General features: G+C 52.5%; 13 protein-coding genes. 3 read left to right on the top strand and 10 right to left on the bottom strand.

Features of this window, described 5'->3' with window-relative positions; translation table 11 throughout:
• From ACN0V1_RS19835 to ACN0V1_RS19825, 3 genes are all read right to left on the bottom strand, one after another.
• Positions 1-404 (bottom strand): sugar nucleotidyltransferase (locus ACN0V1_RS19835; RefSeq protein WP_417546637.1); only part of this gene is annotated, 404 nt, incomplete at its 3' end.
• A gap of 97 nt (positions 405-501) precedes the next feature.
• Entirely contained in the window at positions 502-1377 is an 876-nt protein-coding gene (gene rfbD / locus ACN0V1_RS19830; RefSeq protein ID WP_417546636.1) for a dTDP-4-dehydrorhamnose reductase, read from the bottom strand.
• Positions 1377-2486, bottom strand: coding sequence for a dTDP-glucose 4,6-dehydratase (locus ACN0V1_RS19825; protein ID WP_417546635.1), 1110 nt, complete (start codon positions 2484-2486; stop codon positions 1377-1379). The genes rfbD and ACN0V1_RS19825 overlap by 1 nt, the downstream gene beginning before the upstream one ends.
• Positions 2487-2896: 410 nt before the next feature.
• Between ACN0V1_RS19825 and ACN0V1_RS19820 the strand changes: the two genes are divergently transcribed.
• Positions 2897-4117 (top strand): O-antigen ligase family protein, encoded by a 1221-nt coding sequence (locus tag ACN0V1_RS19820; RefSeq protein ID WP_417546634.1) that lies wholly within the window; start codon positions 2897-2899, stop codon positions 4115-4117.
• Between the two features lie 13 nt (positions 4118-4130).
• On the opposite strand, the gene ACN0V1_RS19815 is transcribed toward ACN0V1_RS19820, so the two are convergent.
• The 4 genes from ACN0V1_RS19815 to glnE all read right to left on the bottom strand — a co-directional run bounded on the left by ACN0V1_RS19815 (position 4131) and on the right by glnE (position 10154).
• The gene (locus ACN0V1_RS19815; RefSeq protein WP_417546633.1) at positions 4131-4961 is read right to left on the bottom strand and encodes a glycosyltransferase family 2 protein; all 831 of its coding nucleotides are present in this window, start codon (positions 4959-4961) and stop codon (positions 4131-4133) included.
• 93 nt (positions 4962-5054) lie between these two features.
• Positions 5055-6086 carry a hypothetical protein gene (locus ACN0V1_RS19810; protein ID WP_417546632.1) on the bottom strand — a complete coding sequence of 344 codons (1032 nt, stop codon included), beginning with the start codon at positions 6084-6086 and terminating at the stop codon, positions 5055-5057.
• 161 nt (positions 6087-6247) lie between these two features.
• Positions 6248-7171, bottom strand: a complete 924-nt coding sequence (locus ACN0V1_RS19805; RefSeq protein WP_417546631.1) for a branched-chain amino acid transaminase — start codon at positions 7169-7171, stop codon at positions 6248-6250.
• A gap of 79 nt (positions 7172-7250) precedes the next feature.
• The gene (gene glnE, locus ACN0V1_RS19800; RefSeq protein ID WP_417546630.1) at positions 7251-10154 is read right to left on the bottom strand and encodes a bifunctional [glutamate--ammonia ligase]-adenylyl-L-tyrosine phosphorylase/[glutamate--ammonia-ligase] adenylyltransferase; all 2904 of its coding nucleotides are present in this window, start codon (positions 10152-10154) and stop codon (positions 7251-7253) included.
• Positions 10155-10232: 78 nt separating this feature from the next.
• Between glnE and ACN0V1_RS19795 the strand changes: the two genes are divergently transcribed.
• Complete coding sequence (locus ACN0V1_RS19795; protein ID WP_417546629.1) at positions 10233-11402, top strand: potassium channel family protein; 1170 nt, start codon at positions 10233-10235, stop codon at positions 11400-11402.
• Positions 11403-11424: 22 nt separating this feature from the next.
• A complete protein-coding gene (mgtE, locus tag ACN0V1_RS19790) occupies positions 11425-12768 on the top strand; it encodes a magnesium transporter (RefSeq protein ID WP_417546628.1) in 1344 nt (447 codons plus the stop codon).
• Here the strand turns inward: mgtE and ACN0V1_RS19785 are convergent.
• The 3 genes from ACN0V1_RS19785 to dtd form a co-directional block, all read right to left on the bottom strand.
• Positions 12757-13656 carry a CYTH domain-containing protein gene (locus ACN0V1_RS19785; protein ID WP_417546627.1) on the bottom strand — a complete coding sequence of 300 codons (900 nt, stop codon included), beginning with the start codon at positions 13654-13656 and terminating at the stop codon, positions 12757-12759. The two genes, mgtE and ACN0V1_RS19785, sit on opposite strands and share 12 nt — an antisense overlap.
• 98 nt (positions 13657-13754) lie before the next feature.
• Positions 13755-14804 carry a porin gene (locus tag ACN0V1_RS19780; protein ID WP_417546626.1) on the bottom strand — a complete coding sequence of 350 codons (1050 nt, stop codon included), beginning with the start codon at positions 14802-14804 and terminating at the stop codon, positions 13755-13757.
• Positions 14805-15180: 376 nt separating this feature from the next.
• Positions 15181-15639, bottom strand: coding sequence for a D-aminoacyl-tRNA deacylase (gene dtd, locus ACN0V1_RS19775; RefSeq protein ID WP_417546625.1), 459 nt, complete (start codon positions 15637-15639; stop codon positions 15181-15183).
• Positions 15640-15719 lie beyond the last annotated feature (80 nt).

The following is a 15719-nucleotide window of genomic DNA, read 5'->3' as shown; positions in this document are numbered from 1 at the left end:
TAGCCGAATACGGTGGCGCCTTTGCCCCTGGCTGCTGCGGTTTGCAGCATATTACTCAGACCCTGGCCGTAGTAGATATTGTCGCCCAGTACCAGGCATACGCTGTCGTGCCCGATGAAGTTCTCACCGATGATGAAGGCTTGCGCCAGGCCGTCCGGGCTGGGTTGCACTGCGTAGCTCAGGTTAATACCCCATTGGCCACCATCATCGAGCAAGCGTTTGAAGCCGCTCTGGTCATCTGGGGTAGTGATGACGAGGATGTCCCGTATTCCGGCCAACATGAGGACGGATAACGGATAGTAGATCATGGGTTTGTCGTACACAGGAAGGAGCTGTTTGGAGATTCCTCGGGTAATCGGGTACAGACGGGTGCCGGAGCCGCCGGCCAAGATGATGCCTTTCACTTGCTCTCCTTAATAACGGAAGACTTGTTTGCCACTAAATCCACTAAAGAACACGAAAAAGAGATTAAAACAAAGGACTTTTTTTGTGGTTTCGTGGCTAATTCTTGTTGAGGTATTCACCCAAAGTTAGCTCCAGTTGGCTTTGCCAGTCTGGCAGCTGGATGTTGAGAGCGGTTTCCAGCTTAGTTACGTCCATCCTTGAGTTCAGCGGCCGGGTTGCCGGCGTGGGGTAGTCGCTGGTAGGGATGGGGTAAGCGTTTTCAGCACCCATGGTTAGCGGCTCGCCATTTTCCTGCGCCAGCCGGAAGATTTCCTGTGCAAAACCGTGCCAACTGATTTCACCTCTGGGGGCCAGGTGGTAAAAACCTTTTGCCAGCTTGCCATAAATGGCCAACGTGGTGACCTGGGCGATCAGGCGCGCAGGCGTTGGGGCACCCATCTGATCCGCCACAATGTTGAGCTCAGGTTTGCTTTTTGCCAGGCGCAACATGGTTTTCAGGAAGTTATTGCCACGGGCACTGTATACCCAGCTAGTGCGGAAGATCAGGTAATCTGCCTCGCTTTGTTCAATGGCCTGGTCACCCTGGAGTTTGGTTTTGCCGTAAACGCTTAGCGGACCGGCTTCACTGGTTTCCCGCCAGGCTTGATCACCATCACCGGGGTAAACGTAATCGCTACTATAATGAATCAAACGAGCGTTTTGGGCGGCTGCGTAGCCTGCCAACTGCCTGGGCAGACCAGCGTTCAGGCGTTCAGCCGCGATTTGGTGACCTTCAGCAGCATCTACGGCGGTCCAGGCTGCAGCGTTTACGATAAGATTTGGCTTGGCACTGGACAGGTAGTTGGCCACGGCCTTTGCGTTCATCAAATCCAGCGTTTCCCTGTCTGGGGAATTGATGGCGCCCAAGGGGGAAAGTGTGCGATGGAGCTCAAACCCGACCTGACCGGTTTTACCCAAAAGTAAGATTTTCATTACCCTACTCCTAGCCGTTCGCGCTGGTAGCTGCCGTCTTGGACCCGCTGACACCAGTCCAGGTTGTTCAGGTACCACTGCACAGTTTTGCGGATGCCGGTTTCGAAGGTCTCTTTCGGGGCCCAGCCGAGCTCTTCCTGGATTTTGCTGGCGTCTATGGCGTAGCGCATGTCGTGGCCGGGGCGATCTTTTACATTGGTGATCAAGTCGCGATAGCTGCGTTTCTGCGGGCGCAGTTCCTGGAGAATGTCGCAAATGGTGTGGACGACTTCGATGTTCTGTTTTTCGTTGTGGCCACCAATATTGTAGGTCTCACCCGGTGTGCCTTCGGTAATCACCTTGTAAAGCGCGCGGGCGTGGTCATCTACATACAGCCAATCCCGAATCTGATCACCCTTGCCATATACCGGCAGCGGCTTACCTTCCAGGGCGTTCAGTATGATTAAAGGAATGAGTTTTTCCGGGAAGTGGTAGGAACCGTAGTTATTGCTGCAATTGGTGACTAGTACTGGTAAGCCGTAGGTGCGGTGCCAGGCTCGTACCAGGTGGTCTGAACTGGCTTTGCTGGCACTGTAGGGGCTGCTTGGGGCGTAGGGGGTGGTTTCGGTGAACATTGGGAGTTCTTGTTGCCCCATCTCCCCCTGCCCCTCTTCCGCTAGGGGAGAGGGGTGGAAGTCTGCTGGGTGTGGGAGGTCGCCGTAAACTTCATCGGTGCTTATGTGATGGAAGCGGAAGTTTTCGCGGCGATTAGCATCCATCGCCTGCCAGTAATGGCGGGTGGCTTCCAGCAGGGTGTAGGTGCCTACAATGTTGGTTTCGATGAACTCTGCAGGGCGATCTATGGAGCGATCCACGTGGCTTTCCGCTGCCAGGTGCATGATGGCATCCGGTTGGTGCTGGGCGAAAACGCGGTCTACTTCGGCGCGGTTGCAGATGTCTACCTGTTCGAAGTTGTAGCGTTCGCTGTCACTGACCTCGGCCAAGCTTTCGAGATTGCCGGCGTAGGTGAGCTTGTCAAGATTAACCACTTCATCGGTAGTGTTTTGAATGGTGTGGCGTATAACGGCAGAGCCTATGAAGCCGGCGCCGCCGGTTACCAGTAACTTCATGATCTATTTACAGCCTTCAATTTGAGATCGTCGCACAGGAGGAGGCTTAAAACTAACAGCCGTCTAACCCGGCACAAGGAACAGTTGCTTTAACTACACCGTAGTGGTTCACCAAGAATCGGCTAAGCCATTAAAACCACTAAAAGTTGAGACCGGCTATCACCTCTGCAAACCACTCGCGTAACCTTTGCCATTATACGCAAATCCCGCCCGCCAAACTATTCACGCTGATCGAACGCTGCTAGAATCGTCGTCCCTCAGCTCATCCGCTGGTCACTCAAAACCTGCAAGCACGAGATTATTCCCCCTCGATAAATTACGATGCGCGCACGGAAAACCACGTCTCAGCATTTCGAGGCGACTCCAAACCTTGCTTATTAACAGTTTAACGCAACGCGAAATTACCTCCTATGATACCAAAATCTTTCACCCGCAACTCAGAAGGAGACTCCTCGGGAAAACCTGAGTTTCTATTGCAATCCTCCTTCCTGCTTTTTGTTTTTTTTGGCCTGACTCAAGAGCTGGATGATCTTTTCAGAATATTCTTCTTTGCCGGAATGCTGCCGGCGACGCTATATCTGGTATTCAAGAAGAAAGCTTTAAAAACGTCTCTTACATCTTGCAGCCTTTTATCCGCTTACGGGTTGATCACCATACTTTATCTTTCCGTTTACTGGAGTGAAACCAAGGATCCCGCAGAGGAAATTGCCCGTCACACACGCTGGTTTATAGAAACCCTGATTTTCTTCACCGCTATGCATCTTTATGGAAAATCAGGACTACATCGAAAGAAGGCGCATGGTTATACCATACAGGCAGCTCTGATTTCAGGGACCTTGATCGCCATTCTATTTTATATTCTTGAATCACAATATCCCGCGAGGATAACTGGCTTTGGTCTTCTGGATGATATAATTGCGAGCTCTTCTGTACTCGTTATGCTCTGGGTCGTTTCTCTGACCAGTCTGCAAGTTGAGCAGAAAAAGGATCTGTTCATTGCCATAATGGCCTTAATACTGATAACCGCGTACGCCCTTCTCAACCAGAGCCGAGCCCCCCTTGGAATGGCAGTTCTTGCTTGGCTTTCCTTCACCATTATGTATTCCAGAAGCATAAAATATCTGCTAGTCCCTATCCTGCTCCTGGGTGTCGGCCTGACTTATCTTTTGGATCTCTCGGTTCTTTTCGACAGGATGATTAACCGAGGAAGCTCCTACCGCCTGGAAATCTGGGGAGCGACTCTTGACAATATAGGAGCATTCTTCTGGACGGGGGTTGGAGCCGCCTCTTCCGTCGCGGACACCAGCATTGGAGCAGCAATCGAGCAAGCCATGGGGGTGAGGCACGACCACCCCCACAATTTGTTCCTTTCAACCTGGGTAGATGGCGGGATCTTCGCTTTTACCATGATCATGCTGCTATTCGCCACATTGGTTTTCAAAGCATTCACCCGAAACCATCAAGAACGCAACCTGGCATTGTGGATGCTGGTTACCGTAGCGGGGCTGTGTTTCACAGATCCTGACACACTGGTAACCAGTCCCCAGGAAATCTATCTGGTGTTCTGGACACCCATCGGATTACTCAGTGGAATGCTCCACGGAAAAATCCAGCGTCAAAAATGTAGCTGACGCTCCAGGAGCATTATCCCAGGCGGTGGCCCTGCTGAGGGCTACCGTCGGTCAAGAATGCCCCCTCTCCAGCCAGGAAAGCGCGCGCGCCAAGATACCTGGCCTTGAATTTCTGGCGCTTTTCCGGATTGGTCGCCGTGACGAACTTGAGCCAATACATCAGTAGGCGCCTTCGCGGGTTGTTTTTTCCATGTGCAAATCCATGCTTTACGGCAAGGTACTGATTCGACCATGCGTAATGCCAGGCTTTCAAAAAATCAACTTCGGCACTTGGTGTACTCGACTGCTTTGAAAGGTGCTCAATGTACACGTCCGAGTCCAGTAATATCCGCTTCCCTGCCTGCTTAATCCGCAAACAAAGGTCTGTTTCCTCGGAAAATAAAAAAATATTCTCGTCAAAAAAACCTACCTCCTTTAACGACTGCATCCGCAATAAAAGGGCGGCACCAATAACCCAGTCTTTCTCAAGAAGACCCTGTTCACAAAAATGTTTGGCGCTTACCGCAGGTGCAAGAATCACTACCTGGTCAGGAAGCTCAGAAAGGCGCTGCTCGAGCAACCTGATTTTATCCAGGGTGCCGACAATATCCGGGTTCAGTAACAGGGCATAACCCGTTTTCACTCGAGCAAAACCACGATTTGCAGCCCTCCCATAGCCGATATTCCGCTCGAGGCAGACCACATCTGCCCCTGGAAAGCGAGCCATCAGCCCCTCCGCACTGCCATCCGGACTCCCGTTATCAACGATAATTACAGGGTAAACTCCCGAATCAATAACACTACCAAGACAGCGTTCAATGACTTTGAAACTATTGAATGAAACAATCACCAGAGTTGTTTTCACAGATATACCCAAACCACCTTGGAACAAAGAGAAATTTTGATTTCTACATTCTTGGGACAGACAAATCCTTGCTACCAAATATAGGATGGGACCTCAGGAAGTGAACAGGTTATAGATATAACTACGCTCTATATATCGTGATTTCTTAAGGTCCTTAACCCTCATCTGCTTAACGCGAAGCAGGAAATCCAGAACCTTGGCGGCATTCAACGGATTGGATGAAATTATCCCCAAATCCGAGGGCAGGTTGCTCCAGTCCAGGTCTGCGTACACCTCAGTCCCGGAAGCGACACCCTTACCTATTCCTGCTACTGGTAGACCAAGTAACGCAAACTGCAGCAACATCGTTGAGTTTATACCGAAAACGCCACCGTACTGACTGTAATTCCGGAAAGGATTTACTTCGATTGTCTGGTATTCAATATTTGGTTTTGTAGGCAACGATTCGTAACGGGCTCGCGGGTGGGGGCGCACAAGAAATCGATAGTCCGGATAGTTGCTTGCCAGGCCTTCAATGAAGGCGGACATGGTTTTGACCGGAGACGACAGCATAATATTGGTATCCATCTCATCCTGCAGCGGAACAAATATCTGCTTCTGAGTGTCAAACTGTCGTTCTTCAAAAAAATCAGGCCTGTTGATCAATGCTCTCCAGCCCAGCATTGATAAAAGCAACTTCGACCGGGCGGCAAGAAAACTCTTGCGATCCAGGATGTGTTCACTCAAGCCCTCAGAGAGAAAATTCGCGTCTGCATTTGTTCCATTGGGGCTAAAATAGCAATGTTGCGACTGGGGAAACCACCCGTATTCTCCGTAGACAATTTTCACCTTGTCACCGACTTCATCCCGGATACGCTGATCTGCCTCCGTTCTCCCTCCCCAAATAACTACGTGAGTAATGTGTTTTTCTCTAACCAGACTGGCCAGATCCTTTTCACCCTCATAAAAATAGCAGGTGGTGTCGCCAATAAAGCGTGACTTTACCGATCTCGGATTGCACAGGAAATAGCTGTCAATGCCAAGCGCCGCCAACGACTGACTCAGGTTGGAAAAAACCTTGTGTTTGGGCCGCCAGCGCTGTGGTTTTCTGCTTTGATAAAGGCCAAGAATAAAGAGAATAGACATAAACTGAGAATCAGACCTCTCAGCGAAGTGTGGCTCTCTACTGTGACTCCGGCACCCATTCACACTGGGAAACCGTGACAGCAAGCAACGAGTTGACGATCGCAAGTAGATGTATAATAAAAAACAGCAGTCACTCAAGCGCTGCGGCTCTTTTATTCGGATCAGCGGACCAGAGTCAACCAATCCTTATGCTGAGCCGACTTCCCTTTAACAGCATCAAAATACATAGCCTGCAACTTCTCTGTAACCGGGCCTCGCTTGCCGGCGCCAATAACGCGACCGTCGAGCTCACGGATGGGCAGCACTTCGGCGGCGGTGCCGGTGAAGAAGGCCTCGTCTGCTACGTAGACCTCATCACGGGTAATACGGCGCTCTTTGACAGGAATGTTCAGTTCGGTCGCAAAATCCAGAATGGTCTGGCGGGTGATACCTTCCAGGCAGGAGGTCAATTCTGGCGTATGCAATACACCGTTACGCATAATAAAGATGTTCTCGCCGGAGCCTTCAGCCACATAGCCCTCGTTGTCCAGCAAGAGAGCTTCTTCACAACCACTGGCAATGGCTTCGTTCAGCGCCAGCATGGAGTTGATGTAGTTGCCGTTCGCCTTGGCCTTGCACATGGTGATGTTGACGTGATGGCGCGTATAGGAGGAGGTGCGCACCTTGATGCCGATTTCCTTGGCTTCGGGCGACATGTAGGACGGCCAGCTCCAGGCGGCGACCATTACGTGTACTTTCAGGTTGTCTGCACGCAGACCCATTCCTTCGGAGCCGAGAAAGGCCATCGGACGCAGGTAAGCTTCATCCAGATTATTCTCACGAACCGCCGCACGCTGTGCCTCGTTCAGCTCTTCTTTACTGAACGGCATCTTCATATTCAGAATATGAGCGGATCGGAACAGACGATCCGTATGGTCTTGCAGGCGAAAAATAGCGGGGCCGGTCGCAGTGCTGTAAGCGCGCACTCCTTCAAAACAGCCCAGGCCGTAGTGCAGAGTGTGGGTCAGGACGTGGGTTTTGGCTTCGCGCCAGGGAACCATTTCACCATCCAGCCAGATAACGCCATCGCGATCAGCCATCGACATTCTTCATTGCTCCTAAAAAAGCGGTTTTCGGGGATTAAACATTCTAGCAGGAAATTTTGACGGAACGACACCCGGCGCGTTATCCGGTCATGATTTTCTGCCAGACAGACCGGATGTACTGCCGCTCATCGGCAAAGGCATCCCCGCCCACCTGACTATTAAGGTTCTGCAGCGCCCGCCGGTGAATACTTGAACGCAGGGCAATGTATGCTTCGCGCAGTTTTTTTGCATCTTCCACGGGCAACACACCGGCGCGTCCAAGCTCTTCCATCTGCCGGATATTATCCGACCACTGGGTCAGTTCCGGGTGGTCCTCACTCCATGCAAGCATGAGGTATTGCACCATAAACTCCATATCCACAATGCCGCCTGCATCGTGTTTGATGTGGAAGGTTTCCTCGCGCCGGCTTTCTGGCGTGCCCAGATTGATTCGCATTTTTTCACGCATCTCCACCACTTCCTGGCGCAGTTTGTCCTTCTCACGACCCTGACAAAGTATGTTGTGCCGGACAGCCTCAAAGGCGGCGAGTGTTTCACGACATCCTGCGACGCCCCGGGCCCGGGCCAGTGCTTGATGCTCCCATGTCCAGGCGTCATTACGCTGGTACCTTTCGAAGGCGTGTAGCGTGCTTACCAGCAACCCGGAATTGCCCGATGGCCGCAAACGCATATCGACCTCATACAGCTGACCGGACGGCGTCTGAGCGTTGAGAATATGAACAATTCGCTGCCCTAAACGCGTATAGAAAACCGCGTTATCAATAGGTTTGTCTCCGTCGGTCGCCAGCTCAGGGTCCGCATTATGAACGAACACCAGGTCAAGATCCGAAGTGTAACCAAGCTCAACCCCTCCCAATTTTCCATAACCGATAACCGCGAAATCCGTTTCACTGCTCGCGCTGTCGGCGCGCCCCGGATAACCATGGCGGGCCACCAGATTGGAGAAGGCTACATCCACCACATGATCAAGGACGACTTCCGCAATCCAGGTCAGGTAATCACTTACCTTCATCAGTGGCAGGGTGCCCTTCAGCTCAGAGGCAGCGACACGAAGCGAGTGGGCTTTTTTGAAGTGCCGCAATGACTCCATCTGGTTTTCCAGGTCGTCATAGGAAATCCGCAGCATTTGCTGACGCAGATCATCCTGCAATTCGTCTCGTGCGGGTGGGCTGTAAAGACTTTCAGCATTTAGCAGCTCATCCAGCAGCAACGGCGTTTCTGCCAACTGCCGTGCAATCCACGGGCTTTCGCTGCAAAGCTTGACTAACTGGGTGCGAGCGCCCGGGTTCTCCAGAAGTAGGATCATGTAAGCCGTTCGGCGCAGGACAGCTTCAACCAACTGCAAAACACGGGACAAGGTTTCAGATGGATTCTCGACCTCAGTCAGCGCTTCCAGCAACACCGGCATGAACTGATTCAGCCGCTTGCGTCCCTGGGTTTGCATGGTCTGAACCGTGCGACTGTCACGCAGGTTGGAGAGCAAGCTCAGACTGCCAGCCGGATCTTCGTATCCGTTCTTTTCCAGCCACTGCGTATCCGATACTTCATCAACCTCCGCCAGCCAGAGCTCAAACCAGCCCTCATCAAGGGAGGACTGCGCGCCCTCTTCATCCTCTTCCGTGGCAATGATATTGGCAAAGTGCGTGGCAACATTTTCCCGATGCTGCGCCAGCCCTTGTTGGCAGCTCTGCCAGTCGTCGAACCCCATGATCAGTGCAACTCGCGCTTGCGAAAGCTCGTCTTCGGGCAATAACTGGGTCTGCTTGTCTTCTATGCCTTGCAGAGCGTGCTCAAGATTACGGAGGAAAACATAGGCCTCACGGAGCTCGTTAACGACCTGCGAAGGCAGCAACTCCAACACCTCCAGCTCGTTCAGTATGATCAGCAGTTCGCGCTGTTGCAGTTCTCTGTCCCGGCCGCCACGAATGAGCTGGAACGCCTGAACCACAAACTCGATTTCCCGAATGCCACCGCTGCCAAGCTTGATGTTGTTTTCCAGCCCCTGCCTGCGAACTTCACGGCTTATCATCGCTTTCATGCTGCGTAGAGACTCGAAAGCGCTAAAATCGATGTACCGGCGATACACGAACGGCCGGAGGCTTTCCATAAGGACCTGACCGGCTTTCGGATCGCCGGCTACTACCCGGGACTTGACCATGGCATAACGTTCCCAGTCCCGACCCTGGTCCTGATAATAGGTTTCCAGTGCCGCGAAACTCAGCGCAAGGGCACCACTCTGCCCATAAGGCCGCAAGCGCATATCCACACGGAACACGAAGCCGTCAGCGGTAATCTGATCCAATGCCTGAATCAGGCGCTGGCCCAGCCGGATGAAAAACTGCTGATTATCCAGAGAGCGGCCGCCACCCCGGGTTTCGCCTTTTCCGGGAAAGGCGAAAATCAGATCAATATCTGAGGAGACATTCAGCTCGCTCCCACCCAGCTTTCCCATTCCGATCACGATCAGCGACTGCGGCGCTTCCGAACCTGATACCGGATCTTTGCCCCAAGGCGTGCCGTACTGCTCACAGGCTGCCTCGTGCAGCCAGCCAAGCGCCCCCTGAATGCACACCTCCGCGAACGCACTGGTCGCAGCCATGGTTTCGGGCAGGTCAGCCCAACGCATCAGATCCCGCCATATAATGCGGAACTGCGCTTCCCGGCGGAAACGGCGCAGTGCTGCATGCAGCCCGGGCTCATCCGTCACATCCACAAGATACTCATTCCAACGTGCCTGCAGAAAATCCGGAGAGGTCGGTTCACTCAACAGCCGTGATTCGAGAAGGGTTCGCACCTGTGCCGGGTACCGCTCAAGGGTCTGGCGCAGAAACAAGCTCCGGGCCATAGCCTGGGCAATCACCTCTTCCGAGATGCTGGCGTCGTCCAGCAGCCAGCCTGGCAGACCTTCAGGGAAAACCGACGCCCAACTGGCAGCAACATCATCTGCCAGCGGCAACGGAAGGCAACTCCATGGCTCGGACATAATGCAATCCCCTGTCTCTCTGTTATATTTCCGTTACTGTATAACGAACTTACCCAAGACTGAACAGGCCAACACCGGATGCTGAGAAACCGCTTTCCCCTTAACGCCGAGCATGAGCAGAGCCATATACCCATGGGCGGACTCATTCGGAAGCGGGTGAAGCGCCTGTTTATGATCTTGATAGCGCTGCTGGTCACCCAGGTGCTGATTATCTGGGGGGTTGAAGATCTGACTCTGTTCGAGTCGCTGTGGATGACAATGACCACCATCGCCACAGTAGGCTATGGCGACTACGCTCCCGTAACCTACATCGGCCGGATCAGCACCATCCTGTTCATGTTCGTCGGCGCTATCACTCTGCTAACGCTGATTGTCAGCGATTTTATCGAGTACCGGTTCTACCGCCGGGAACGCATTCTCACCGGACGCTGGATCTATAAAATGAACAACCATATCGTCATCATTAATACCCCGAAGAACGGTGGCATAACCTACTTCATGCGTTTTGCCACACAAATTCGCTCTGTACAGGGCTATGAAACCGTTCCTATCATGCTGCTTACCCGCGAGTTTCCAAGCGGCCTTCCTGCCGAACTGTCTGACCTGGGCATCGTACATTTCCATGGTTCGGGGTTCGACCCCGAAGCCCTGAAAGCAGTGCACGCAGGAAGTGCACGACACATTGTTGTGCTGGCGGCCGACGAATCTGACCCGCACTCAGATAGCCTGACATTCGACATATCCCATCGGCTCGGTGAGCTGAATCTTGGCCAGAAAACCACGGTGGAATGTGTCACGGATGCTAACCGTAGTCGTTTCAAAGAACTTGGTGTGCGAGCTGTTATTCGCCCGGTTCGCACCTACCCTGAAATCATGGTGCGCTCTGTGGTTGCCCCGGGCTCGGAAAAAGTACTGGAAGACATGTTCAATTACGAGCATGACCACCCACACCGCTACGACCTGGAGCTGGACGACCTTAACTGGGCAGACATCGTCAGCGCGCTGATCCGGCACGGTATTGGCACAGCACTGGCCTACATCGATAATGACGAGGAAGTTATCTGCCATCCGCCCGTGAACAAGGAAATTGAAGGCAAAGGGCTTATCGTGTTGGTCAAATCCAACGAAACGCCGGATCTTGAGGTGGTGAAAGAAGCACTGGAGCGCTACCGAAAATTTATGGAGAAATGGAGAAATATGCAGAAAGATGCGACCGTAACCGACTCATCAGCTTCCACTCCACACTGAGCATTTTTTCCAGGCATCATCTATGGAATCCGTTCTTTTCCAGCCGTTGGTGGATGCACTTGCATCGGGTCAGCCCCAGGCCGTTGCTGACGCAGCAAATCTTTTCAACGCTGCAGACCTTGCCGAGTTTATTGAGCAAAACATAGAGAATGAAACAGCAAACTCGCTGTTTCAGAGTCTCCCTATGGCTCTGCGCGCGAAGGTCCTGGGCTACACCAACCCGGACACACAACTATTATTGACGCGAGCAACGCCTCTGGCTGAACTGGCGGTGCTTACCACGGAAATGCCGTCGGATGACCGGGTTGATTTTTTCAACCTGCTTGAAGAACCTCGCCAGAAACAGCTCATCAGAGAGCTTGACGAGGAAGACAGAGAAAGTCTTACAGCGCTTCTGGCCCACGCCGAGGGCACTGCCGGCGCACTGATGAGCACCGATTACGCGGTGTTTGAGTCGGGCATCACGGCAAGTGAAGCCATAGACATTCTGCGCAAAACAGCAGAAGACAAAGAGACCATTTATCAATCTTACGTAATCGACGAAAACGGGATACTGATCGGTGTCGTATCCCTGCGCCGCTTGATCATCGCCAAGCCAGACATCATTATCGATTCGCTGCTTGCCACAGGCCTGGTGTCTGCCCATACGGATACATCCCAGGATGATGTCGCCAGGTTGATCACAAAGTACGACCTGCTGGCCCTGCCAGTGCTGGACCACCATAATCGCCTCGTGGGCATTATTACCTATGACGATGCCATGGATGTTATCGAGGCAGAGGCAACGGAGGATATTCACAAAGGCGGGTCGGTCAGCAACCTCGACACCGCTATTACCACGGCCTCGCCTTTCTCGCTTTACCGCTCCCGCATTCAATGGCTGGTTATTCTGGTGTTTGCGAACATCTTTACCGGGGCCGGCATAGCGCACTTTGAAGACATTATTGGCGCCCATCTGGCTCTGCTGTTCTTTATGCCCTTGTTAGTAGCGAGTGCCGGCAACGCAGGCGCACAATCCGCCACGCTGGTGGTGCGCGGCATTGCAACGGGCGACGTGGTGAACCGTGACTGGGTTCGCCTGTTCAACAAGGAACTGCTGGTAGCAACAGCACTTGGCCTGACCATGGCCCTGACGGTATGGACTGTGGGCATGTTTCGCACGGAAATGGTTATTGCCACAATCGTAGCCATAACCATGATAGCGGTCGTGCTTGCCGGCGGGCTTATAGGTATCTTGTTGCCGCTGCTGCTCAACCGCCTCGGCGTAGACCCGGCTGCCGCGAGCATACCGCTTATAACAACGATTGCCGACGTGAGCGGCGTGATGATTTACTTCAGCATCGCCACAATGATTTTAGGCGCCTAGCGACTGCCTTTCCCTGTTCGCCAACAAACCAAGCTGGCATCGACCAAGCTCTGGCTTATGGAGTATGTGCCTGAGGGTTCCGCCCTTGGCCAGATATTCCGCCACCTCGAAAAAGGGTTGGCCCAAACCGCAAGCTTCAGCCTGCACCTGCAGCGACTGCAGGTCTAAGCCTTCAAGTGAAACACTCCTTTGCTCCAGCCAGGCGTTGCTGAGCAGGTGTAAAAAAAGGTCGACATCATCTTGCCCGTCCGTATTGGCACCTGGTTTTTCGGCAGCGGCTGACTTTCCAGCGTGTATGCCTGCAAGGTAGTAACCCTGTTCTGCCTTGCTGATCAGATTCAGAAAAACCGGGCATTTCTGCGCAAGCCTTTCAGCCCAGACAAGCAGGCGCTTCGGATCACCGGATATCAGCTCAAATTCAACCTCGTGAAGCGGCTTTTCCTGCCCATTAGCGCTAATAACACCCTCATCCAAAGCACATTCAATCATCGCCTCGCCATCGTCCAGCACTATGACTTGGCGAGTAAAATTGGTTTCGAAAACAGGCGCCAGCCGGGCCAGATTTATACGATCTCCCAGCGGCGTATCCGCCAGCAAACCCAGCGAAAGCGACGGCCCTGAGACTGGCCACTCCCATTCCTCGCGACGGTGCGCGCCGTTAACGAACTCACCACGGGTTTTGAGCGTCTGTATATACCGACCTCCGGCCTGACGTATACGCAGAGCGGCTTTCTGTTGATTGAGCACTGCATTCGGTGTGTCGTAGTAACAGTTAACCAAGGACTTTTTGCTGCCTTTTTCGGCCTCGGGCTGAGCCTGCAGCCAGTCCAGAGCCTTTATGAGACCATCAGGATCAAGACTCAGCTTTATTTCCAGCTCTTCTGCCATGTCTCTTGCACCTTTAGTTTCTGCGAACCCGAAAAACAAAAAACCGGCGACCCTGAGGTCACCGGTCTTCCATACTAACTGATTAGCTGGTTAGCGGATCAGAAGTAGTATGTTGCACCAATTGCAGCGACAGAACGCTCATCAGTCACAGCATCGTTGCCCTGAGAGTCTTCATACGTGTACACGTCGTCGCCACCACCAATGTACCCTTCAACATAAACGTACATATTGTCAGACACGTTGTGCAGCGCCTGCAGGGTGATCGTATCTCTCTTGGACTCGCCGTTGGCAGGTTTGCTATCGCCATCCAGCTCTTTGTACTCATAAGCCAACGCAAACTGGTTCTTGCCCAAACTATAAATGCCCATCAAACCGTAAATGTCAGCAACATCTTTACGGGTCTGGAATTGACCAGTTACGCGCAGGTTCGCAAAATTACCGCTGGCCCGCAGGCCGTAGGTGTTTTCGTTGTTGATGCTGGCAGTCGTCTTTGAGTACGACTCGGCACCGTCGTTGGAGTCTACGGCAAACGCCAACTCCAACGCGTCGACAGCATATACCGCTGAAAGCTGGTACGGGTATGACTTTTTATTCACCTTGTCATCACCGTCACCGTTAAACTGAACGGCTGCTCCCAAAGTCAGACCACCGAAAGACGGTGTCTTATACTGAACCAAGTCACCTTCACCAGTGTCGTAGAGACCACCAAGGTTCAGGGTCGCTACTTCAAAGTAGTTACTGATTTCGTCGATAGCCGTTTCATAAGTGGAATCATCAGAGCCGGCCCAAACCTGGCCAAAGTTATCGCCGCGCACACCAATGTATGCTTCATCGAACCTGTCCAAGCCACTGTTATCGGCCTTGTTATCAGCATCAAACTCAAGCTCTGCCTTGAAAAAACCAATGATGCCCGGAGCTATTACGTGGTCATGCTTCACACCAAGGGTGGAGCCATTATCGGCGAGCTCAGTAGCAGAAGGCCCACCATCGAAGTTGTCGTGGGTGACTGCCAACTGAATGTTGCCGTACACGGTCGGCATGGAATTCATTTTAGCGGCCATCTCCGACGCGGACAGGGTGCTCTGGGCAGCAGCTGCGCCGGAGAAAGAGATAGCAGCGATAGCCGATGCAATGAGTGTTTTTTTCATGTTGTATGTCCTTTTGCGAGTTATGTCAGGTTTTAACAACGGGTAAGTCCCGATTTTTGTGAGGCGCCCCAGAACAACTGGATGGCTCCGATCTTATTGCTACCGTGCGTCAGATTTATGACATGTCGGCAACTTTTCTTATTATTGAGACCCGAATTTAATCAGATCTATATAGTTCAGCTACTTACAGAGTTATCTTAAAGCACTGGATGATGACACTGTTTTAATACAACACCACCTGTTTTGCAAATATTTAATGTTTCATTTTTAGTTCGTTTGGCATTAAGGGCGCATACTCTTATTCTTGGAACCTCTTACCTACACCCTGAAAGCCGGGATCCGCGCACAATCCTGCCTGGCTGAAGTTGCATTTCGTTCAGCACCGCCTTTCAGATGTTGAGAGCATAAAGGTAACCGGTCCGTCATTGATCAGGCTCACCTTCATGTCGGCGCCGAAACGTCCTTCCATAACCCTTTCCGCACCCATTTCAGTCCGTGCGAGACCCAGGAATTCGGCGTAGAGTTTTTTTGCAATCTCCGGGCTGCCCGCACGGGAAAAGCCGGGGCGAGTGCCGGAGGAGGTATCTGCAGCGAGTGTAAACTGGGGAACGACAAGAAGAGCATGACCGGCATCAAGTACACTTAGGTTCATACGGCCCGCTTCGTCGGAAAAAATTCGATAATTGAGAATTTTTCGGCACAGTTCCTTTGCCTCATCCTGCCGATCTCCCTGCTCTACGCCAAGTAATAACAGAATGCCTGCGCCTATCCGTGAGACCTCACGCCCGTCGACTTCAACGCTTGCTTCTGACACCCGTTGGACAAGACCTTTCATCCGGTATTCTGATCGCTCCGGCCAAATGAGAATTAAAATCAAGTAGGAGTGTATCCATGCAGCCAGGTTCCCGCAACCCT

The organism is Marinobacter sp. (assembly GCF_048266785.1).
In the GTDB taxonomy this organism is placed as follows: Bacteria; Pseudomonadota; Gammaproteobacteria; order Pseudomonadales; family Oleiphilaceae; genus Marinobacter.
The sequence above is the reverse complement of the archived record's forward strand: the minus strand, read 5'-3'. Positions and strand labels throughout refer to the sequence as shown.